Origin of the sequence: Microbacterium sp. B35-30, assembly GCF_010634855.1 — a bacterium.
Lineage (GTDB): Bacteria > Actinomycetota > Actinomycetes > Actinomycetales > Microbacteriaceae > Microbacterium.
The window spans coordinates 166,443-187,960 of the sequence record NZ_MWLQ01000001.1 but is presented as its reverse complement, the minus strand read 5'-3'; the positions used below and the strand labels follow the sequence as shown (position 1 = coordinate 187,960).

Here is a 21,518-nt window from a genome sequence, read left to right as displayed (position 1 = left end):
GTCGCGCCCGCGTCGCCGCCACAGGCTCGGGAGCGAGACCAGGCCGCCCGGCAGGATGAACAGCACGACCAGGAGGATGGCGCCCTGCAGCATGGCGGTGATGTTCGGGTCGATGAGGTTGGTGACCTGCGGCAGCAGCACGTACCAGATGCCCCCGAGGAGCGAGCCGAGGATGCTGCCGGCGCCGCCGATCACCATCGACGCGAGCAGCTCGATCGAGTGGCCGAAGTGCAGCGTCTCGGGCGAGGTGTACTGGATGACGACCATGTAGAGGAAGCCGCTCACGCCGCCGATGAGCGAGGCGATGGTGAACGCGAGCACCTTATAGCGGTATGGCGACACGCCCAGCGACCCGGCGACCGCCTCGTTCCCCTTCACGATCGCGAAGGCCCTGCCGTACTTGCCCCGCACGAGGTTGCGCGTGAGCATGAAGGTGATGCCGCCGATGAGGAAGACGATGTACAGCTGCCACTGGTCGTCGTACAGGCCGGTCCACTCCGGTGCGCCCGAGAAGCGGGCGGAGGTGCCCTGCGAGCCGCCCGTGAAGTCCGACAGGCGCTTGGCGAGGGGCACGCCGATGATCGGCAGCGCGATCGTGACCATGGCGATGGCGAGTCCGCCGAGCCGCGCGGCGGCGAGGGCGATGACCAGGCCGATGACCGCGGGGACGAGGCACGCGAGCACGAAGACGAGCAGGATGTTCCAGTCGGCGTTGACCCCGAACGCCGTGACGTAGGCGCCGACGCCGACGAAGAAGATCTGGCCGAGCGAGACCTGGCCGGTGTAGCCCATCACGACGTTGAGTCCCAGGACGGCGACGGCGAAGACGCCGATGCGCGCGATCGTCTGGTTCGCGAACTCCGGGAGCATCAGCGGCAGCACGATCATCAGCACGATGACGAGGCCGATGACGGCCCAGCGCACCCAGGGGCGCTCGAGGAGGGGCGACCGGTTGGAGAGGTCCGTGTTCGCAGCCATCAGACGCGCACCACCGCTTTCCGCCCGAACAGGCCCTGTGGCCGCAAGAAGAGCACGACGAAGATCAGGATGAAGGGCACCGCGATCTTCAGGTCGTGACCGATGAACGGCACGTAGACGGCGGCGAGGTTCTCGAGCACGCCGATGAGCCACGCGGCCACCACGACCCCGACGGGGCTCGACAGGCCGCCGAGGATGCACGCGGCGAGCGCGTAGACGAGGGCGGAGTCCATCATCCCGGGCGTCAGGGTCAGCTGCGGCGCCACGAGCACGCCCGCGACCGCGCCGAGCACGGCGGCCAGCCCCCAGCCGATCATGAGGTTGCGGCCGACGTTCACGCCCGAGAACGCGGCGGACGCGGGATTGATCGCGACTGCCCGCAACGCGAGACCGAGCTTGGTGCCCAGGAACAGCGCCTGCAGCAGCAGCATGCATGCGACGATCACGATGAAGGTGCCGAGCGAGCGGACGCTGACCACCGCCCCCGCGATCTGGATGGTCTCCAGTGGGAACAGCGAGGGGAACAGCCGGTTGTTGTACGTCCAGATCCAGGCGCAGAACCCCGTGATCAAGGTGAGCAGGCCGATCGTCACGACGACGGCGGTGTCAGGGTCGCCGCGCTCGAAGCGCCGGATGAGATACCGCTCGATGACGGCTCCGAGGAAGAACGAGATGACGACGGCTGCGAGGATCGCGAGCAGGAGCGGGATGCCGAGACCGTTCAGCGCCCACGCGATGTAGGCGGACAGCACCGCCATGCCGCCCTGCGCGAAGTTGATGAGCCCGGTCGCCTGGTTCACCAGCACGATCGCGAGCGCGAGGGCGGCGTAGATCGAGCCGGTCGAGAGGCCGTCGATGACGAGCTGGATGAACGTGCCCACGTCAGCCTCCCAGGTACGCGCGGCGGATCTCGTCCATGCCCTTGAGCTCCGCCGACGAGCCGGTGAGGGCGTTCCGCCCGGTCTCGAGCACCGTGGCGCTGTCGACGAGAGTGAAGGCGAGGTTGGCGTTCTGCTCGACCACGAGCATCGCGATACCCGATTCACTGCGCAGCCGGCCGATCGCCTGGTACACGCTCTTCGCGGTGCCGGGAGCGAGACCGAGGGATGCCTCGTCCAGCAGCAGCAGCCGCGGCTTCGACATGATGGCGCGGGCGATCGCGAGCATCTGCTGCTCGCCGCCCGAGAGCGCTGAGCCGTTGGAGCGGATCCGGTCCTGCAGCTGCGGGAACAGGTCGAGGCAGTAGTCCATGTCCGACGCGATGCCCTTGCGGTCCTTGCGCTTGTAGGCGCCGACCCTGAGGTTCTCCCGCACCGTCAGATCGCCGAGCGTGCCGCGCCCCTCCGGCACGTGCGCGATCCCGAGTGCGGCGACCTGGTCGGGACGCAGTCCCCGCAGGTCCTTGCCGTCGAATCGGATCGTTCCCGTCGAGCGCACGGTGCCCGAGATCGCGCGCAGCGTCGTGGTCTTTCCGGCGCCGTTCGCGCCGAGGATGCCGACCGCGCCGCCGTCGGGGACCGTCAGCGAGACGCCCTCCAGTACCTGGATGCGGCCGTAGAAGGCGCGCACGTCGGCCAGTTCAAGCAGCGTCATCGACCGCGTCCTTCCCGATGTAGGCCTCGATGACGCGGGGGTCGGCCTGCGCCTCCGCGGCCGAGCCCTCCATCAGCTTGCGGCCGTGATCGAGCACCACGACACGGTCGGTGAGCGCCGAGATGAGCCCCATGTTGTGCTCGACGATCACCACCGTGATGTCTTCATCGCGCACCCGCCGCACCGTCTCGATGAGCTGCTCCACCTCGGCGTGCGGGAGCCCTGCCGCCGGTTCGTCGAGGAGGAGGAGGCCAGGGTGGGTGAGCAGCGCGCGGCAGAGCTCGATGCCCTTGTGCAGGCCGTGCGACAGCTCGTCGGCCCGCATCTTGGCGGCCCACCCGAGGCCGTTGCGCTCCAGCAGGTCGAGTGCCTCCTGCCGCAGCGCCTTCTCGGCGCGCACGGTGCGCGGCAGCCGCAGCGACCACTCCACCGGACCGCCGGGAAGGCGCGTATGGGCGCCGAGGAGCACGTTCTCGAGCACGGTCTCACGCAACTGGAGCGCGGGATGCTGGAATGTGCGCGCGAGCCCCTGCCGCGCGAGCGTGGCCGGGGACGACCCGACGACCTCGACGTCGTCGATCGTGATGGAGCCGGCGTTCGGCCGGTAGTGACCGCTCACGCAGTTGAAGAGAGACGTCTTGCCGGCGCCGTTGGGCCCGACCAGGCCGAAGATCTGGCCCGGCTCGACGGTGAAGCTCACGTCCTCGAGCACCTTGACGCCGCCGAAGTGAAGGCTGACATCGCGGACTGCGAGCCGAGCGCCCATGGCCCCACCTTTCGCGTCGTCGCGTGTGGTCATCAAGGGGACTCGAGTCCTCCCCTGCTGGGAAAACTACGGATCCCCGGAAAGATTGTCAACGATTTTGGTGTGAAGTTTCGCAACCGTGACCCTGCGATTCGATGCTGGCCCGCCCGACCGGGGGATGCGGCATCCGATTCCGTTCAACGGAACAGCCAAGACAAGCCGCCGAGAGGAGCTCTTACGCTGACCGCAGCTTCCGCAACAACGAAGGAGGGTCGACGATGACCACGAACGACTCAGCAGAGACACTTGCCCAGGCGATCGATCGCGCAGGCAGCGCGGTGGAGCTGCTGCGCAACCAGAACTGGCCGGCATTCACCTTCCCGGTCGCACCGGAGTTCACGAACTGGCGCGACGAGCAGCGGGCCTGGAACACGTCGGTCGCGCTCATGGACCAGTCGCACCACATGACGCAGCTGTTCCTCGACGGCGCCGACCTCATCCCGCTCCTGAGCTCGATCTCGCCGAACACCTTCTCGACGTTCCGACCGGGCGTCGCGAAGCAGCTCATCTCGGTGAACCAGGACGGCTACCTCATCGGCGACGGCATCCTGTTCTACAACGCCGAGGGCCCCGAGGGTCTCGTGCTCATCGGGCACCACATCCTCATCGACTGGGTGCGCTTCAACGTCGAGAAGGCTCAGGATGCCGGCAAGGACGTGCGATACCGCCTCGAGGCGAACTCGCACATGCGCCAAGGGCCGCCGACGTTCTACCGCTACGAGCTGCAGGGCCCCCACGCCGACCTCGTCATGGAGAAGGTGTTCGGCGGGCCGGCGCCCGAGATCAAGTTCTTCCACATCGGCGACGTGACCATCGCCGGGCGCCCGGTCAAGGCGCTCCGCCACGGCATGGCGGGGCAGCCAGGGTTCGAGTTCTACGGACCGTGGGAGGACAACGAGATCGTCCTGAACGCCCTCATGGAGGCCGGCGCAGAGCACGACATCCGCCGCGTCGGAGCCAAGGCGTACTCGTCGTCGCCGCTGGAGTCGGGCTGGGTGCCGACCCCCTTCCCCGCCGTGTTCGACGACGACTTCGCGGAGTACCGCGCCTGGCTCCCCGCCGCGCGCATCGGCTCGGTGGCCGGCTCGCTGTACTCGAGCGACGTCCACGACTTCTACCTGACGCCGTTCGACATCGGCCTCGGGCGCTCGGTGCGCTTCGACCACGACTTCCACGGGCGCGAGGCGCTCGAGAAGCACGCCGAGAACCAGCGCCGCCGCAAGGTCACGCTGATCTGGAACGCCGACGACGTCGCGGCGGTCGTCCGCTCGCAGGTCGAGCCCGGCACCCCGGCCAAGTACCTCGACTTCCCGAAGGCCCGCTACGGGCTGTACCAGATGGACGAGATCCTGAAGGGCGGCGAGCGCGTGGGGATCTCGACGGATGCCGGCTACGTCGCGTACGACCAGCTCTACATGTCGCTGGCCACCCTGGACGTGGCGCTGCGCGACGGCGACGAGGTCGAGGTGGTGTGGGGCGAGGACCCGGTCTCGCGCAAGGACTCGGTCGACGCCGACCACCGCCAGGTGCGGATCCGCGCGACCGTCGCTCCCGCGCCGTACCACGACTACGCCCGGACGGTCTATCGCGCGAACGCCTGAGCCGCGTTCGGCGCGTTTCGTCTCGCTTCGCTCGCTCAACGACCGGGTCCCGGTCGTTGAGCGAGCGAGGAACGAGCGAGACGAAACGCCCCCGGCTTCCGCTGAACGGAACTCCGGCGAGCGCGGGGTTACGATGGCGGCGTCATCGAGGAGGATGCCGTGGCACGAGGATCTGCGGGCGAGTCGGTGCTGCACCGCCACCTGCGCGTGCTCGAGAGCTTCGACGCGTGGCATCCGTTCCTCACGCTCAGCGAGATCGCGGACGCCGCGGGTGTTCCCCGCTCGAGCGCGCACCGGCTGATCGCCGAGCTCGAGCGCGAGGGGCTGCTCGAGCGGCTGCCCGACCGCACGTACCGCCTCGGCGTGCGGCTGTGGGAGTTCGCCAGCCGCACGCCGGGTGCGGTGGGCCTCCGCGAGATCGCGCGGCCCTGGCTGGGCGCCGTGCACGAACGGGTGCGACAGCACGCCCAGCTGGGGGTGCTGAGCGGGCGCGACGTACTGTTCATCGACCGGATGTCGACCCGCGAGGCCGTCGTGAACGCGACGCTCATCGGCGGCCGCATCCCGCTTCACGCGTCGTCCACCGGACTCGCACTGCTGGCCTACGCCGACAACGCCCTCGTGAACGACGTGATCGCGCGCGGGCTGCGTCCGTACACGCAGCGCACCATCCGCACGGGCGCCGAGCTGCGCGCGCAGCTGCGGCGCGTGCGCGAGGACGGGTACGCCGTGACGGAGGGCGCGATCCACCCCGAATCGCGCGGCATCGCTGTGCCGGTGATGGGACCGGGCGGCATCGTCTACGCCGCGATCGGCGTGGTGGTGCCCAACGACGGCGCCTCGACCCACGGCTACGCCGAGCTGCTGCGCCGCGCCGCGACCGGCATCGCGCGCGAGCTCGCTGCCGCCTACAGGCCCGACGTCGACGAGCGCACCCACGGCATCCGCTCGCTCGTGAGCGGGTCGCGCCGCTCCCTCGAGTACCTCGAGAGCCTCGACACCGACCCGCACGACGCGGGCGCTCCGGTCGCTCCGGGCACCTCCCACCCCACCCCCGGCGCCGGCATCGGGCCTGCGCCGGTGCTCTAGGGTTGTCGGCCATGACGACGATCGCGATCCTCGGCCTCGGCGAGGCCGGCCGTCGTTACGCCCGCGGCCTGGCGCACGCCGGGGCCGACGTCCGCGCCTTCGACCCCGCCCACGACCTCGGCGACCCCGACGTGCCGCAGTTCGCGACGCTGGCCGACGCCGTCGCCGCGGCGGACGTCACGCTGAGCCTCGTCACCGGGCATGCCGCGGCATCCGTCGCCCGCGAGGCGCTGCCGCACATCGCCGCGGGGGCGGTCTACGCCGATCTCAACACCGCCGCCCCCGAGCTCAAGCAGCGCATCGCGCGCCTCGCCGCCGACCGCGGGCTCGCGATGGCCGACGTCGCGGTGCTCGCACCCGTGGTGCGCGCCGGGCACCGGACGCCGCTCCTCGCGAGCGGGACCGGGGCACGCGAGTTCGCCGAGCTCGTGGGCCCGTTCGAGGTGCCCGTCGAGGTCATCGACGGCGAAGCGGGCGAAGCCGCGCGCCTGCGGCTGCTTCGGAGCGTGTTCATGAAGGGGCTGGCGGCCCTCGTGCTCGAGGGGCTCGGCGCCGCGCGCGCCGCCGGCGCCGAGGAGTGGCTGCGCGCGCAGATGGCGGATGAGCTGGGTCCGGACGGCGCCGCGCTCGTCGACCGGCTCGTCGACGGCTCGACCCTGCACGCCGTGCGGCGCGAGCACGAGGTGCGCGCGGCCCTGGCAGCGCTCGAGTCGTCGGGGCAGCCCGCCGACATGACCCGTGCGACGCTCGCGTGGTTCGAGCGGCTCGTCGCCGACCGCGACGAGTCCGGTCGTTGAGCAAGCGAGTCGTTGAGCGAGCTTGCGAGACGAAACGCAGAGACGAAACGCGCCAGACCCGACGCGAGCGCTCGGTCGCCAGCGTTTCGTCTTCGGGCGCCAGAGCGCCCTCCGCTCAACGACCGATATCCGTGGGCCCGCGCGACCCGAGGTCGGCAACTTACTCGCAATCCCCGCTCGGCACAACGGCGAAGCGCATTGGACGGAAGTGCCGTTGCCGCCGGCGCGAGCGGATGCCATCCTCGCCGCACACGCACGGCGCCGACCCCACGGCGGCTGCGGTTCACAACGCGAAGGAGCGTCGATGAAATCCACGTTCAGGCGGCTGTCAGCGGTGTCGCTGGGCATCGCCGCAGCTCTCGTCCTCACGGCCGGCCTCTCGACCGCCACGGCAGCGCCCGGCGGTCCCCACGCCGGAGCGCCCACCCTCACCGCATCGGAGTGCACGTCGCTCGCCGGGCTCACGATACCCGCGAAGGACATCGGACTGCCGACCAACGGCGCCGATGTCGAGACGGCGGTGTGGGATGCCGCCGGCAGCTACTGCGCGGTCACCGGCTGGATCCGTGCGGTCTCGGCACCGCAGGACATGCAGTTCCGGGTCAACCTCCCCGCCCTCTGGAACGAGCGCACGCTGCAGTTCGGCGGCGGCGGGTTCGACGGGTCCCTGGTCACCGCGACCGGTGCCTACACCGCTCAGCCGGCCGGCACCCCGACCGCGCTCTCGCAGGGCTGGGTCACCCTCGGCTCCGACGGCGGCCACCAGGGAGCGCCCGGATTCGACGGCACCTTCCAGCTCGACGAGGAGCTGTTCCTCAACTACGGGCAGTGGTCCGTCAAGAAGGCGCACGATGCCGCTGCGGTCGTCATCGAGGCGGCCTACGGCATGGAGGCCGAGTGGTCGTACTTCATCGGCGGCTCCCAGGGCGGGCACGAGGCCCTCGACGCGGCGGCGCGCTACCCGAAGGACTATGACGGCGTCATCGCGAACTACCCGGCCTACAACGTCACGATGATGCACGTGGGCGCGGTCAACTTCCGCGACGCGCTGCAGCTCGAGGGCGGCGCCGGGCACCTCAACTCCGCCGAGACGGCGACGATCACGAACGCGGTCTACGCCACCTGCGACGGGCTGGACGGCGCCGCGGACGGCATCGTCAGCAATGTCGCCGGCTGCGACGCGGCGTTCGACATCCAGTCGCTCGCCTGTCCGGCGGGAGTGGATGCCGCCGCCGTCGACACGTGCCTCTCGGACGTCGAGATCGCGGCCGCCGTGAAGATCAGCACCGACTACGACCTGGGCATCGACATCGAGGGCAACTCGATCTTCGCGAAGAGCGCACTCCTCGAGGGCGCCCTGTACCAGGGCTTCGCGGGCTTCGGCACCAGCGCGCAGGCGCAGGGGCTGCAGTTCGCAGTGTTCGAGGCCACCATGCGGTACGGCGTCGCGGGTGATCCCCCCGGCTTCGACCCGTACACGGTCGATCCGCTGGACTACGCCGACCGGGTGCAGGAGGTGGGCGAGATCATGGACGTGACGGATGTCTCGCTCAACCAGTTCCGCGCACACGGGGGCAAGGTCATCCTGACGCACGGCACCATCGACGACTTCATCACGCCGCACAACACGGTGCAGTACTGGGAGGCGCTCCAGGACGAGTTCGGCAAGCGCCTCGACAAGTTCGCGAAGTTCTACATGGTGCCCGGCTGGGGCCACGGCCAGGGTCGGTTCGTGGCGCAGTACGACGGCCTCGACGCCATCGTCGACTGGGTCGAACACGGCGTCGCCCCGTCCGGCCTCGTCGCGAGCGACGGCAACGCGGGCGCCGATCGCACGCGCCCGATGTGCGAGTACCCGGCGTGGCCGCAGTACACCGGCTCCGGATCGATCGACGACGCGAGCTCGTACGTCTGCGTGACGGGATGATCGCGCGAGCCGTCTCGTCGTGATGTGCGGAGGCCCCGGGGTTCGCCCCGGGGCCTCCGCTGGCGCCGATCAGCCGGCAGATGCCGACGGCAGGGTGTGGGCGTCGAGCGACGCGAAGTAGTCCAGCGATTTCCGGGAGGTGCTGGCGAGCGTCCGCATGCCGTGCCCGCCCGCCCCGCCCGCCGCCTCGAGCGCACGCGAGATGCCCGCCGCCGCCACGGTGAGGAGCTCGACCGCCGCCTGCGGCGAGGTGCCGTCGTTCGGCACGACGACACCCAGCGACGCGTGCACCAGGCCGTGCGCATCGAGGACCGGCACGGCGATGCCCCGTGATTCGCGATGGATGTGCCCGTCGGTGACCGCGAACCCGTCCGCCCGCACCCGGCGCAGCCGCGCTCGCAGCTCCTCCCCGGTGCGGATCGTCGCCGACGTGTATGCCGGCCAGCCGGCCGCGATGACGTCGGCCACGATGCCCGGCTCGGAGTGGGCGAGCAGCACCAGGCCGCTGGAGCTGACCGGCAGCGGCACGCGGCCGCCGATCACGGTGGCGTTGACCACGGCCTCCCGGGTCGAGAGGCGCTCGATGAAGAGCACGTCCCGTCCGCTCAGCACCCCGAGCTGCGTGTGCTGACGCACGCGCGAGTGCACGGCCTCCAGCCACGGCCGCGCGAGTTCGCGGAGGCCCAGGGCGCCGGGGGTCCGCGACGCGAACTCCCACAGCCGGATGCCGAGCCGGTACGAGCGGTCCGGCATCCGTTCGAGCAGGCCCTCCCGCTCGAGCTCGGCGACGAGGCGGTGGGTGGTCGACACGGCGAGGCCGGTCGCCTCCACGATCTCGGTCAGCGTGAGGAACGGGCGCAGCACGTCGAACGCCTGCAGCACCCGCAGGTGCTTGTGCAGGACGGACTCGCCGTCCGAGCCGCGTGCCACGTCGAACCTCCTTCGGGCGGCTAGGCCACTCCCGCGGTGCGCCAGCCGCCGTGATACTCCTGCCGCACGGTCTCGGCGTAGGGCACCGGGCTGACCACGGCGCGCACCGCGATCTGCTCGTGCGGCTCGACCGTGGTCTTGCGCGAGCCGCCGTCGGGCTCGCCCCACACCACGCGCACCTCCGCACCGATCGGCACGTCGCGATCGACGGTCGCGAGCGACAGGCCGCGCTTCTCGTTCGCGGTGACGCCGGTGAAGAGCGACAGCCCGACGTGACTGCCGTCCGCGTCGATGACGGCGTCGTAGTTCGACGAGCCGTAGTTCGCGTTCGGCAGGTCGAAGAACTGGTAGCCGGGTCCCTCACGATCGAGCACGCTCGTGAGGATCCGGCTCAGGTCCTCGTCGTTCCAGGCGAGCGTGACCTTCTTGCGCTGCGCCTCGGGATCGACCTGCTCGAGGGCCTCGCGGCCGATGAAGTCGTGGTCGAACTTCACGAACGAGCCGTAGCCGAGGTCCCACGGGTTGAGGTAGTAGTCCTCGACGTCGTCCGATACGAACGATCCGGCGAGGGCGTTGATCGCCTCGTAGCTGCTCGCCGGCAGCCACTCGCGGTAACGCCGCTCGATGTCTCCGCCGGTGTAGATCGCGGGAAGGGGCGACGGGATCCACCCAGACTCGAGAGTGTTCGAGGAGTAGGCGCGCGAACCGCACGGCTCGATGCCGAACTCGCGCCCCGCCTCGAGCACGGCATCCCGGATCCTCCCGTGCTGCGCGTACGGCCCCCAGATCTCGAGGCCGGGCGCTCCGGCCATGCCGTGCCGGAGCGTGCGCACGTGCTCGCCGGCGATCTCGAGCTCTCCCATGTGGAAGAACCGCACCTGCTCGACCTCGCGGCCCGCGAGCTTCTCGATGATCTGCCAGGCGTTCGGGCCCTGGATCTGGAAGCGATAGAACTCCCGCGTCACCGCCTCGCCGTACGGCCGCGACGGCGAGCGGTCGTCGTAGCGGGTCTCGACGTCGTAGCCGCCGGTCTCGGCGTGGAACTGCAGCCAGTTGGCGCCGGGCGCGCGGCCGACGTAGACGTACTCGTGCTCGGCGAGGTGGAACAGGATGCCGTCGCCGATCACCCCGCCGGTCGATGAGGTCGGCACGAACTGCTTGGCGGTGTTCACCGGGAAGTTCGCGAACGAGTTGATGCCGGTGTCCGACAGCAGCTTCAGCGCGTCGGGGCCGGTCATGAAGAAGTTCACCATGTGGTGCGTCTGGTCGTAGAGCACCGCCGTCTCGCGCCAGGCCTTCTGCTCGCGTCGCCAGTTCGTGAACTCCGCGGGCACGACGGGGTAGATGTAGGTGCCGAGCTGCGAGTTCCGCAGCATCTCGACGACGCTCCCCCGTTCGTCCATGAGCTCCTGCAGGTTGCTCGCCATGAGTTCCTCGACTTCCTCGTCCAGTGTTTCGGGGTACCTGAGCGCGATGCTACGTGTCCGCTATACCTACGTCCAGAGGTATATGGTCGCCACGATTGTAGACAATTTGTTGACCATTTCGCCATGGGTGTGATTCGCTGGCCCCATGACAGACACTGCCGACACGCTCCTCGTCGTCAGCGCCCACGCCGGCGACTTCGTCTGGCGGGCAGGCGGCGCGATCGCCGCCGCGGCCCTCCGCGGCCAGCGCGCGGTGGTCGCCTGCCTGTCGTACGGCGAGCGCGGCGAGTCGGCCAGCCAGTGGCTCGACGGCAAGTCCCTGGACGAGATCAAGCGCATCCGCCGCGACGAGGCCGAGGCCGCGGCATCCGCTCTCGGAGCCGAGATCGAGTTCCTCGACCTGGGCGACTACCCGCTCGTCGAGTCGCGCGACGCCGTCTCGCGCCTGGTCGACCTGTACCGGCGCGTGCAGCCCACGGTGGTGCTCACGCACACGCTGCGCGATCCCTACAACGGCGATCACCCCGCGGCGGCGCGGATGGCGCTCGAAGCCCGCGTGCTGGCGCAGGCGATCGGCGTGGCGAACTCCGACGGAAGCTTCCCCTCGAAGGACGACATCATCGGCGCCCCGCCCGTGTTCTTCTTCGAGCCGCATCAGCCCGAGCAGTGCGACTTCACTCCGAACGTGCTGCTCGACATCACCGAGGCGTTCCCGCGCAAGCGCGCGGCGATGGAGTGCCTGCCCGCGCAGAAGCACATGTGGTCGTACTACACCGACCTCGCGGTCCGCCGCGGCGTGCAGCTCAAGCGCAACGCCGGCCCCAACCTCGGACTCCCCCACGACACGATGGGCGAGGCGTACATGCGGCACTTCCCGCAGGTCACCCAGGCGCTGTCATGAGCGCGAGTGCGACCACAGGCGGGGGCGCGGTTCTGGACGGACGGATGCCGTGACCGCCGTCATCGTCACCGACATCGCCCGCCCAGACGCGGCGACCGTCGACGCGCTGGGCGTGCACGGCGTGGCGACGGTGCACGAGGCGATGGGCCGGACGGGACTCGTGGGTCCCGGCATCCGTCCCATCCAGGATGGCGTGCGCATCGCCGGCGCCGCCGTCACCGTACTGAGCCACCCGGGCGACAACCTCATGATCCACGCGGCGATCGAGCAGTGCCGCGCGGGCGATGTGCTCGTCGTGACGACAACGTCACCCTCGGTCGACGGGGCGTTCGGCGAACTGTTCGCGACGGCGCTCCACGCCCGCGGTGTGCGCGGGCTCGTCACCACGACGGGGGTGCGGGACGTCGCCGAGCTCCGCGCCCTGGGCTTTGCAGTGTGGTCGGCCGCGGTCTTCGCGCAGGGCACGGTCAAGGCGACGCCCGGCTCGGTCAACGTGCCGATCACCCTCGGGGCCGTCACCGTCGCTCCCGGCGACGTCGTCGTCGCCGACGACGACGGCGTGCTGCGGGTGCCACGGGTCGGGGCGGATCAGGCGCTCGCCGCCGCCGATGCGCGCCTCGCGAAGGAGGAGGCCGACCGTGCCGCGTACCGCGGCGGCGAGCTCAGCCTCGACCGCAAAGGGCTGCGGCCCCTCCTGTCCGAGCTCGGCATCGAGTACGTGACGCAGGCCGACTACGAGGCCCGGGGCGATGGGCGCGCCTGACGCAGCCTCGGCGGTGCGCGACGGCATCCGCTGCATGCTCATGCGCGGCGGCACGTCCAAAGGGGCGTACTTCCTCGCGTCGGACCTGCCCAGCGACCCCGCAGCGCGCGACGACCTGCTGCTGCGGATCATGGGATCGCCCGACCCGCGCCAGATCGACGGCATCGGCGGCGCCCACCCACTCACCAGCAAGGTGGCGATCGTGTCCCGTTCGCCAGTTGAGGGGATCGACGTCGACTACCTGTTCCTGCAGGTCGGCGTCGACACCGCGACCGTCGGCGACGCGCAGACCTGCGGCAACCTGCTCGCCGGCATCGGGCCGTTCGCGGTCGAGCGCGGACTCGTGCCCGCGACCGGCGAGCGCACGACGGTGCGGATCCGGCTGCTCAACACCGGCGATCTCGCCACCGCCGAGTTCGCCACCGTCGACGGACGCCCCGAGTACGACGGCGACGCGGTCATCGACGGCGTGCCGGGCGCGGCATCCGCGATCGAGCTCGAGGTCGGCGGAGGCCCCGAAAAGCCGCTTCTGCCCACCGGCACCCCGACGGACGACATCGACGGGCACACGGTCACGCTCATCGACAACGGGATGCCGGTGGTGCTGCTGCGCGCGGACGACTTCGGCGTGGCCGGCACCGAGTCGCCGAGCGCGCTCGAGGGCGATGCCGAGCTGGCCGGGCGCCTGGAGCGCATCCGACTCGAGGCGGGTCCGCGGATGGGGCTCGGTGACGTCGCGCAGCAGACGGTGCCGAAGCTGATCCTGCTCTCGCCGCCCCACGACGGCGGCGCGATCTCGACCCGCGCCTTCATCCCGGCCCGCGTGCACACGGCGATCGGCGTGCTGATGGCGGCATCCGTCGCCGCGGCGCTGCGCATTCCCGGCGCCGTGGGGCACGACCTCGCCGGCCCGCTCACCGGTGAGGAGACCGCCGTCGAGCATCCCAGCGGCACCTTCCCGTCGCGCGTGCGCGTCACCCGCGACGCCGACGGGACGTGGCGCGGCACCTCGTTCTCGCTCCGCACCGCCCGCAAGCTCTTCGACGGCACGGTCTTCCCGAGACCGCGCCCGTAACCGCACGAACGTCAGAGAGGACGCCCCCATGACCGCCGACACGTCGTTCGACGTCGCCCACCTCGCCCACGTCGAACTGCTGACCCCGAAACCGGCGGAGAGCCGGTGGTTCTTCGAGGAGCTGCTCGCCATGCGCGTCGTCGCCGAGGACGGCGACTCGATCTACCTGCGCACGTGGGACGAGTACCAGCTCTACACGATCAAGCTCACCGCATCGGATGCCGCGGGCGTGGGCCGCACGTCGTTCCGGGCGTCGTCGCCCCAGGCGCTCGAGCGTCGCGTCGCCGCCATCGAGTCGGCCGGGCACGGCACCGGATGGACAGAGGGCGACGTGGGCTGCGGACCGACGTACGGGTTCACCGACCCCGACGAGCACTCGATGGCGATCTTCTACGAGGCCGAGCGCTATGTCGCCGGCGACGAGGACCGGCCCGCACTCAAGAACCAGGCGTCTCGCTTTCCGGGGAGGGGCGTCAATGCCCGCCGCCTGGACCACATCAACTACCTCGCGAAGGACGTCGAAGCCAACGGCGAGTTCCTGCGCGACGCGCTCGGCATGCGAGAGTCGGAGCGCATCCGCCTCGACAGCGGGAAGTTCGCGGCGTGGTGGTTCCACTTCTCGCTGAAGTCCTACGACGTCGTCTACTCCGACGACTGGACCAAGCACGGCAACCGCCTGCACCACATCGCGTTCGCCCCCGACACGCGCGAAGACATCCTGAAGGCCGCCGACATCTTCCTCGAGAACGGCATCCACATCGAGTCGGGCCCGCACAAGCACGCCATCAACCAGACGTTCTTCCTGTACGTGTGGGAGCCGGGCGGCAACCGCATCGAGTTCGCCAACGCCGGCGCCCGCCTGTTGCTCGACCCCGATCAGCCCGTCGTGGAGTGGTCCGAGGCCGAGCGCCGAAAGGGCCAGGCCTGGGGCATGAAGACGATCGAGACCTTCCACACCCACGGCACCCCCGTGGTGGACGCCCCCGAGCACTGAGAGCACGGGCTCTCACCCGCTGGCCCGCCGCGGGCGGATGAGTCAGTCGGCCGACGAGTGCGCCTGGGGCTCCGGGACGAGCACCGTCGCCAAGCTGACCCGGCGCCGGCCTGCGTCGCGGGTCTCCGACAGGTAGGGCGCGAGGAGTTCCGAGAGCCCGGCCTGGATGGCAGCGAGGCCGGCGGCATCGACATACAGCGGAACGCGTCCGAAGCCGACGAAGTCGCGCAGTATCTCATCCTCGCTGTCGACGAACCGGTCGAAGTCCGCCGACAGGTCACCCAGGAAGGCGAGGAACGCCGAGCGCAGCTGGGCATCGCTCATGGCGCGCAGCTCGGCCTGGTCTACGTGAGCCATTCGGTCGCCCAGCGCCAGCGTGCGCTCCACTGCCCCGCGCACCCTGCGCTCCTCGACGATCGACAGGATGCCGGCATCGACGAGCGTCGCGACATGCCGGTACAGCGTCGCCTGCGTGACATCCGGCAGCGCGGCGCGCAGCTGTGCCGTGGTGACGTTGCGTCCGCCGAGCTGCTGGATGATCCGCAGACGCACCGGATGCATCACGACGTCGGCGATCGAGGAGTCGTTCACTCGGGCTCCATCCCATTATTATCAGCATGATAATGTTCTCTTCGTTAGAACGATTCTACCGAACGGGGGTACGAGGATGACGATGCTGATGGATCCAGTTCGAACCGAGTGCGAGGTGTCGCCATGACGCGCGCAGCGATCGAGGTGACGGGCCTCAGCAAGCAATTCGGCACTGTCCACGCGGTGACCGATGTGACCTTCACGGTTCGCGCGGGGCGCGTGACCGGCTTCCTCGGGCCGAACGGGGCGGGAAAGTCCACGACGCTGCGGATGCTGCTCGGCCTGATCCACCCGGATGCCGGAACCGCCCTCATCGACGGGCAGCGGTATCGCGACCTCGCCACCCCCGTCCGCGCCGTCGGAGCGGTGCTCGACATCGCGTGCGCTCACCCCGGGATGACCGCCTCCGCGCATCTGCGCACGATGGGTGCTCTCGCGGGCCTGCCGAGCGAGCGCGTCGACGCGGCGCTGGCCGCCGTCGGCGCGGAGGGCTTCGCCGGTCGCCGGATCGGCACCTTCTCCACCGGCATGCGACAGCGGCTGTCGCTCGCGACGGCACTGCTCGGCGAGCCGCGGATCCTGGTGCTGGACGAGCCGTCCAACGGCCTCGACCCCGCGGGCGTCGTTTGGCTGCGCGGGTTCCTGCGACAGTTCGCAGCCGATGGCGGTGCGGTCCTGATCTCGAGCCACCTTCTGAACGACCTCGAGCACAGTATCGACGACGTCGTACTCATCGACCGGGGTCGGATCACCTGGACGGGTCCGCTCGCCGACGTCCTCACCACCCGGCCCTCCCTCGAAGAGGCATTCCTTCATCTCACGCAGGAAGGTGCGCAGCGATGAACGCGATCCACGGCGAGCTCATCCGCCTCCTCGCGACCCGGCTCCCGCTATGGACGCTCCTGGCCGCCGTCTGCGCCGGCAGCATCACGGGACTCCTGGCCCTGATCGGACCAGAGAACTCGACGACGCCCATGCCCGGCATCGACACGACCCCGGGCGCCGGCCTGGTCGTCGGTCTCGGTGCCCTGCTGCTCTTCATCCCGGCTCTCATCGGCACCGTCGCGATCACCGGTGAGTACCGCCACCACACGATCGGCACCACCTTCCTCGCCGTCCCGCGACGCGGTCGGGTCCTGGGAGCGAAGCTCGCGGTGTACACGGTGCTCGGACTTCTCTACGGCGTCGTCGCCTCGGTCACGGCGGGGGTGACGCTGATCGGCGCTGCCGCCCTGCGCGGCGTGACTCTCGGCCTCAGCGCCGAGCAGCTCGTGGTCATGCTCGGGCAGCTCGCCGTGGCATCCACCGTCTATATGGTGCTGGGAGTCGGCATCGGCGCGCTCGCCCGCCACCAGCTCCTCGCGATCGGGATCGTGCTCGGATACTTCTACTTCCTCGAGCACGTCCTCATGCTGATCCCCGGCGTCAACGCGCTGTACCCGTTCCTACCGGGCGGCGCCACCGCATCGCTCACGCGCTTCACGTTCCTCACCGACGCGATCGCCGAGCAGACCGCACTCACCGCGGCACCGCTCGCCTCACCGGTCATGGGGGCGGCGATCCTCGTCGCCTACGCGCTGCTCGCGGCCGGCGCGGCGCTCCTCGCCCCGCTGCGCCGGGATCTGCGCTGACCCCGTCCGTCGTTTGACGCGTTTCGTCTCGCTTCGCTCGCTCAACGACCGGGAGAAAGGCTCGGTCGTTGAGCGAGGGAGCGCCAGCGACCGAGACGAAACGTGCCCGGGTCAGCGCCAGACGTCGGCGGCGATGTCGACGACCTCGCGCACCTTGGCCCACTGCTCGTCCTCCGTCAGGACGTTGCCCTCCTCGGTGGAGGCGAAGCCGCACTGCGGGCTCAGCGCGAGCTGCTCGAGCGGGGCGAACGCGGATGCCTCGTCGATGCGCTTCTTGACGGCATCCACATCTTCCAGCTCACCGCTCTTGGACGTGATCAGCCCGAGCACGACCGTCTTGTCACCTTCGGGCAGGAAGCGCAGCGGCTCGAAGCCACCGGCGCGCTCGCTGTCGTACTCGAGGAAGTAGCCGTCGTACGCGGTGTTTCCGAGCAGCTGCTCGGCGACCGGCTCGTAGCCGCCCGACGAGATCCACGTCGAGCGGAAGTTGCCGCGGCACACGTGCGTCGTGACGACGAGGTCGTCGGGCTTGCCGTCGAGGATGCGGTTGAGGATGCCCGCGTACCGCTCGGCGATGCCGTCGGTGCGGATGCCGCGCTCCCGCGCCTTCTCGAGCTCGACGTCCGAGCAGAGATAGGCCCAGGCGGTGTCGTCGAACTGCAGATACCGGGCGCCGGCGTCGTAGAAGGCGGCCACGGCGTCGCGGTAGGCCTGGACGAGGTCGTCGACGATGTCGTCGCGTCCGTCGTACGCCGAGCCGTCGATATGTCCCGGCTCCAGCCGGAAGTCGAGCACCGTCGGCGCCGGGATGCTGAACTTGGGCACCGCGCCGGTCGTGCGCTCGAGCAGGCTCTTGAGCGAGCGGAAGTGGTCGAGGAACGGGTGGGTGTCGCTGAACCCGATCTTGCCGCTGATCTCCAGGCCGCGCGGGCGGGTCTGCACGCCCTGGAACTGGATGCCGTGATCGAGCTCGACCACCTCCACGCCGTCCAGCAGGCCGAAGAAGTCGAAGTGCCACCACGAGCGGCGGAACTCGCCGTCGGTCGCGAGCTTCAGGCCGGCGTCGGCCTCGCGTACGACGAGCTCGGCGATCGCGGTCTCCTCCGCGATGCGCAGCGCGTCTGCGTCGATCTGGCCGGACGCGAAGCGGCGGCGCGCCTCAGCGAGGTCGGTGGGACGGAGGAAGCTGCCGACGATGTCGGCGCGGAACGGCGGTGTTGACACCCTTCCCACGGTAGCCGATGCCTCCCCCCATAGGTACTCGCGCTGTCACAGAACGCCGTCCGGGGTGTGCGAAAAGCCGGGCCGGTCACCCAGACACGCCGATGACGGATGCCGCGCCGCGGCGTGTCGCGTCACCGGCCCGTGTTTCCGCACCGGGGGAATCCCCGCGTCACAGAACGCCGCCCGCGTCAGAACACGTACTCCATGAGGTCCGTGCCGAGGATGCGGAAAGCATCGTGGACGCGCAGGCGATGCGAGATCGACAGGTCGTCGAAGCAGACGATGAGCGCGTATGACACACCGGCACGAGGACCGGCCAGCACCCCGGCTTCGACGCGGATGCCGGCATCCCGGCCCGTCTTGTTGATGAAGAGCAGCCCGTGCTCGTCGTTCTCGTGCGAGAACGGGTCGAGGCCGGTGGCGGATGCCACGAGCGACAGGTCGTGGTTGAGGCTCAACCACTCGGCCACCTGGGCGCTCACGCTCGGCGAGACGACCTGCGAGTTGACCAGGGCGGCGAACACCCCGGCGAGTTCGCGGGCCGAGCCCAGGGCGAAGTGCGGGGCGTCGTCGGGGCCGCGCTCGTCGCGGAACCGATCGAGCAATGCCGAGCGCGACAGACCCAGGTCTTCGATGCGGGCCCGCACGGCGGGGAGGCCTACGCGCTTGAGCAGCGCGTTGGCCGCCATCGCGTCGCCGGTCGACGCGGTGAGCACCGCGAGGTCTGACAGGGGCAGGGCGGGCGCCTTCAGGTGCTGCCACACGCCGCCGACGCCGACCGGCTCGAGGTGCGCGCGGTCGATGATCTCGAGCGGCTCGAGCCGCCCCGCCTCGAAGGCGGCCGCCACTTCGATGAGCAGCGGCACCACGCCGAGGCCCGCGACCGGCAGCGTGACGAAGTCGTCGCCCGACAGCACCGCGGTGCCGCGGTCGAGATCGGTGATGCGCACCGAGATCTTGGCCCCCGACTCCGCGAGGTCGTCGAGCGCCTTCAGCGTCGACGTGAACGAACGACGACCGGCGGCAGCCCTCTTCGGCAGCCGCCGACCTGTGCTCCGTCGCGCCCCCCGCAGCGACTCGGCATCCTTTCTGGGCTCGATGCCCACGGAGTTTCCCTCCAATTGTTGGTGGTGCGGGGTGAACGGGCCGCACGCGGCCCGCACGTCACCAGATGGTGACGCGTTGATCCTCGTCGAGCCAGAGCGCATCCGACTCCGTCACACCGAACGCATCGTAGAACGCGTCGATGTTGCGGACGATCTGATTGCACCGGAACTCGTTGGGCGAGTGCGGGTCGATCGTCAGCAGGCGGATGGTCTCGGCATCCCGCCCCTTCTGCTGCCAGATCTGCCCCCAACTCAAGAGCAGGCGCTGGATGCCGGTGAACCCGTCGATCTCGGGTGCCTCGGCCGGCTCACCGGCAACGTCTGTGCCCAGCGACAGGGCGTAGGCCCTGATCGCGATGCCGAGACCGCCCAGATCCCCGATGTTCTCGCCGATCGTGAGCGCGCCGTTGACGTGGTTCTCGGGGGCGAGCTGCTCGCCCTCCACGCCCAGGGGCACGAGCGCGTCGTACTGGGCGATGAGGTTCTTGGTGCGCTCCTCGAAGGCGGCGCGGTCGTCGTCGGTCCACCAGTCGTGCAGCAGCCCGTCGCCGTCGAAGCGGCTGCCCTGGTCGTCGAAGCCGTGGCCGATCTCGTGGCCGATGACTGCGCCGATGCCGCCGTAGTTCGCTGCCGCGTCGCGCTCGGCGTCGAAGAAGGGGTACTGCAGGATCGCCGCGGGGAACACGATCTCGTTCATGAGCGGGTTGTAGTACGCGTTGACGGTCTGCGGCGTCATGAACCACTCGTCGCGGTCGATCGGCTGGCCGATCTTGGCGAGCTGGCGGTCGTGCTCCCACACGTGCGCGCGGCGGACGTTGCCGACGAGATCCGCGGCGTCGATCTCGAGGGTCGAGTAGTCCTTCCACTTCACCGGATACCCGATCTTCGGGGTGAAGGAGTCGAGCTTCGCGAGCGCGCGCTCGCGCGTCTCGGCGGTCATCCACTCGAGCTCGGCGATCGACTGGCGGTACGCCTCGATGAGGTTGGCGACCAGCTCGTCCATCGCGACCTTCGAGGCCGGCGGGAAGTGCCGCTCCACGTAGACGTGGCCGATCGCCTCACCCAGCGCCGCCTCGGTGAGGCTCACGCCGCGCTTCCAGCGCTCGCGGTTGACGGGAACGCCGGTGAGCTGCGTGCCGTAGAACCCGAAGTTCTCGGCGACGAACTCGTCCGACAGGAACGGCGCCGCGGAGTGGACGACCGCGAACCGCAGCCACGCCTTCCAGTCCTCGACGCGGTCCTCGACGAGCAGCGCGCCGAGACCCTCGAAGAAGCTCGGCTGGTAGACGTTGATCTCGGCGAACGCGTCGGCGTGCTCGGGCGCGGCGCCCTCGCGCCACGGCGTGAGATCGACGCCGACGAGCGCCTGCACCTCGTCCCAGGTCTTCAGGTTGTAGGTCTTGACGGCGTCGCGGCTCGCGACGTTGTCCCAGTGGTGCGTGGCGAGCTCGGTCTCGATCGTCACGATGCGATCAGCGGATGCCTCGGCTTCGGCGACGCCCGCGAGCTCCAGGATGCGCTGCACGTGCGTCCGGAACGCGATGCGGGTCTCCTGGAAGTTGTCGAGACGGTAATAGCTCTCGTCGGGAAGCGACAGCCCGCCCTGGATGAAGAACGGCACATACCGCTGCGGGTTGCCCGGGTCGGGCTCGATGTAGAGGTGGATGAGCGCCGCGATACCCTCGCGCTCGAACTCCCCGATTGTGCGGAGGAACCCGGGGATGTCGGCGATCGCCTCGACGCGTGCCAGCACGTCCGCGAGGGGTGCCGCACCCTGCTGCTCGATCCGCTCGGTGTCCATGAAGCTCGTGTAGAGGTCGCCGATCTTGCGCGCCTCCGTGCCGGGCTCGGCCTGCTGCGACTCCTCGATGATCGCGTGCACGTCCTTCTCGGCCTGCTCCGCGATGAGGTGGAACGAGCCCCACCGCGCCTTGTCCTCCGGGATCTCCGTGTGATCCAGCCACGCGCCGTTGACGTGGCGGAAGAGGTCGTCCTGAGGGCGGATCTCGGCGCTGAGTTCCTCGAGCGCGAGACCGGAGCGTGGGGCGTCGGTCATGCGTTCCAGGGTAGTCGCCCCGAGACCGGC

The 21,518-nt window shown here is 69.9% G+C and carries 20 protein-coding genes; 10 read left to right on the top strand and 10 right to left on the bottom strand.

The features are described from left to right. From B2K11_RS00855 to B2K11_RS00840, 4 genes are all read right to left on the bottom strand, one after another. A partial coding sequence (locus B2K11_RS00855) for a branched-chain amino acid ABC transporter permease (RefSeq protein WP_163615930.1) occupies positions 1-978 on the bottom strand: 978 nt, incomplete at its 3' end. Next, the gene (locus B2K11_RS00850) at positions 978-1,859 is read right to left on the bottom strand and encodes a branched-chain amino acid ABC transporter permease (RefSeq protein ID WP_163615929.1); all 882 of its coding nucleotides are present in this window, start codon (positions 1,857-1,859) and stop codon (positions 978-980) included. The genes B2K11_RS00850 and B2K11_RS00855, both read right to left, overlap by 1 nt. Before the next feature lies 1 nt (position 1,860). After that, positions 1,861-2,571 carry an ABC transporter ATP-binding protein gene (locus tag B2K11_RS00845; protein WP_163615928.1) on the bottom strand — a complete coding sequence of 237 codons (711 nt, stop codon included), beginning with the start codon at positions 2,569-2,571 and terminating at the stop codon, positions 1,861-1,863. Then, positions 2,558-3,337 (bottom strand): ABC transporter ATP-binding protein, encoded by a 780-nt coding sequence (locus tag B2K11_RS00840; RefSeq protein WP_163615927.1) that lies wholly within the window; start codon positions 3,335-3,337, stop codon positions 2,558-2,560. Before B2K11_RS00840 ends, B2K11_RS00845 begins: the two co-directional genes overlap by 14 nt. Before the next feature lie 257 nt (positions 3,338-3,594). On the opposite strand from B2K11_RS00840, the gene B2K11_RS00835 reads away from it, so the two are divergent. The 4 genes from B2K11_RS00835 to B2K11_RS00820 all read left to right on the top strand — a co-directional run bounded on the left by B2K11_RS00835 (position 3,595) and on the right by B2K11_RS00820 (position 8,790). Next, positions 3,595-4,977: an aminomethyl transferase family protein gene (locus tag B2K11_RS00835; RefSeq protein WP_163615926.1), complete on the top strand. Its 1,383-nt coding sequence runs from the start codon at positions 3,595-3,597 to the stop codon at positions 4,975-4,977. Between the two features lie 159 nt (positions 4,978-5,136). After that, positions 5,137-6,066 carry an IclR family transcriptional regulator gene (locus tag B2K11_RS00830; RefSeq protein WP_163615925.1) on the top strand — a complete coding sequence of 310 codons (930 nt, stop codon included), beginning with the start codon at positions 5,137-5,139 and terminating at the stop codon, positions 6,064-6,066. Between the two features lie 11 nt (positions 6,067-6,077). After that, on the top strand, positions 6,078-6,863 hold the full coding sequence (locus B2K11_RS00825) for an NAD(P)-dependent oxidoreductase (RefSeq protein ID WP_163615924.1): 786 nt from the start codon (positions 6,078-6,080) through the stop codon (positions 6,861-6,863). 304 nt (positions 6,864-7,167) lie between these two features. Beyond that, complete coding sequence (locus tag B2K11_RS00820) at positions 7,168-8,790, top strand: tannase/feruloyl esterase family alpha/beta hydrolase (protein ID WP_163615923.1); 1,623 nt, start codon at positions 7,168-7,170, stop codon at positions 8,788-8,790. A gap of 69 nt (positions 8,791-8,859) precedes the next feature. On the opposite strand, the gene B2K11_RS00815 is transcribed toward B2K11_RS00820, so the two are convergent. Further along, positions 8,860-9,720 (bottom strand): IclR family transcriptional regulator, encoded by an 861-nt coding sequence (locus tag B2K11_RS00815; protein WP_163615922.1) that lies wholly within the window; start codon positions 9,718-9,720, stop codon positions 8,860-8,862. A gap of 20 nt (positions 9,721-9,740) precedes the next feature. Then, positions 9,741-11,147, bottom strand: coding sequence for an aminomethyl transferase family protein (locus tag B2K11_RS00810; protein WP_163615921.1), 1,407 nt, complete (start codon positions 11,145-11,147; stop codon positions 9,741-9,743). 145 nt (positions 11,148-11,292) lie between these two features. Between B2K11_RS00810 and B2K11_RS00805 the strand changes: the two genes are divergently transcribed. Genes B2K11_RS00805 through B2K11_RS00790 form a run of 4 tightly spaced genes read left to right on the top strand, consistent with a single transcriptional unit; the run spans position 11,293 to position 14,880 of the window. Next, entirely contained in the window at positions 11,293-12,048 is a 756-nt protein-coding gene (locus B2K11_RS00805) for a PIG-L deacetylase family protein (RefSeq protein ID WP_163615920.1), read from the top strand. A 49-nt stretch (positions 12,049-12,097) separates the two neighbouring features. After that, positions 12,098-12,811: a 4-carboxy-4-hydroxy-2-oxoadipate aldolase/oxaloacetate decarboxylase gene (locus B2K11_RS00800; protein WP_163615919.1), complete on the top strand. Its 714-nt coding sequence runs from the start codon at positions 12,098-12,100 to the stop codon at positions 12,809-12,811. Beyond that, on the top strand, positions 12,798-13,886 hold the full coding sequence (locus B2K11_RS00795) for a 4-oxalomesaconate tautomerase (protein ID WP_163615918.1): 1,089 nt from the start codon (positions 12,798-12,800) through the stop codon (positions 13,884-13,886). The genes B2K11_RS00800 and B2K11_RS00795 overlap by 14 nt, the downstream gene beginning before the upstream one ends. A 28-nt stretch (positions 13,887-13,914) precedes the next feature. Beyond that, positions 13,915-14,880, top strand: coding sequence for a VOC family protein (locus B2K11_RS00790; RefSeq protein ID WP_163615917.1), 966 nt, complete (start codon positions 13,915-13,917; stop codon positions 14,878-14,880). 42 nt (positions 14,881-14,922) lie between these two features. On the opposite strand, the gene B2K11_RS00785 is transcribed toward B2K11_RS00790, so the two are convergent. Further along, positions 14,923-15,471 carry a helix-turn-helix domain-containing protein gene (locus B2K11_RS00785; protein WP_239525531.1) on the bottom strand — a complete coding sequence of 183 codons (549 nt, stop codon included), beginning with the start codon at positions 15,469-15,471 and terminating at the stop codon, positions 14,923-14,925. A 123-nt stretch (positions 15,472-15,594) separates the two neighbouring features. Here B2K11_RS00785 and B2K11_RS00780 point away from each other — a divergent pair, with 123 nt between their 5' ends. Together B2K11_RS00780 and B2K11_RS00775 are read left to right on the top strand one after the other, a co-directional pair. Next, positions 15,595-16,314, top strand: coding sequence for an ATP-binding cassette domain-containing protein (locus B2K11_RS00780; protein WP_163615916.1), 720 nt, complete (start codon positions 15,595-15,597; stop codon positions 16,312-16,314). Then, positions 16,311-17,102 carry an ABC transporter permease gene (locus tag B2K11_RS00775; protein WP_163615915.1) on the top strand — a complete coding sequence of 264 codons (792 nt, stop codon included), beginning with the start codon at positions 16,311-16,313 and terminating at the stop codon, positions 17,100-17,102. The genes B2K11_RS00780 and B2K11_RS00775 overlap by 4 nt, the downstream gene beginning before the upstream one ends. Before the next feature lie 111 nt (positions 17,103-17,213). Here the strand turns inward: B2K11_RS00775 and B2K11_RS00770 are convergent, their stop codons facing one another. From B2K11_RS00770 to B2K11_RS00760, 3 genes are all read right to left on the bottom strand, one after another. Then, on the bottom strand, positions 17,214-18,326 hold the full coding sequence (locus tag B2K11_RS00770) for a 5-methyltetrahydropteroyltriglutamate--homocysteine S-methyltransferase (protein WP_163615914.1): 1,113 nt from the start codon (positions 18,324-18,326) through the stop codon (positions 17,214-17,216). Between the two features lie 188 nt (positions 18,327-18,514). Next, positions 18,515-19,426: a serine hydrolase gene (locus tag B2K11_RS00765; RefSeq protein ID WP_163615946.1), complete on the bottom strand. Its 912-nt coding sequence runs from the start codon at positions 19,424-19,426 to the stop codon at positions 18,515-18,517. A gap of 64 nt (positions 19,427-19,490) precedes the next feature. Further along, on the bottom strand, positions 19,491-21,488 hold the full coding sequence (locus B2K11_RS00760) for a M13-type metalloendopeptidase (protein ID WP_163615913.1): 1,998 nt from the start codon (positions 21,486-21,488) through the stop codon (positions 19,491-19,493). Positions 21,489-21,518: the final 30 nt, after the last annotated feature.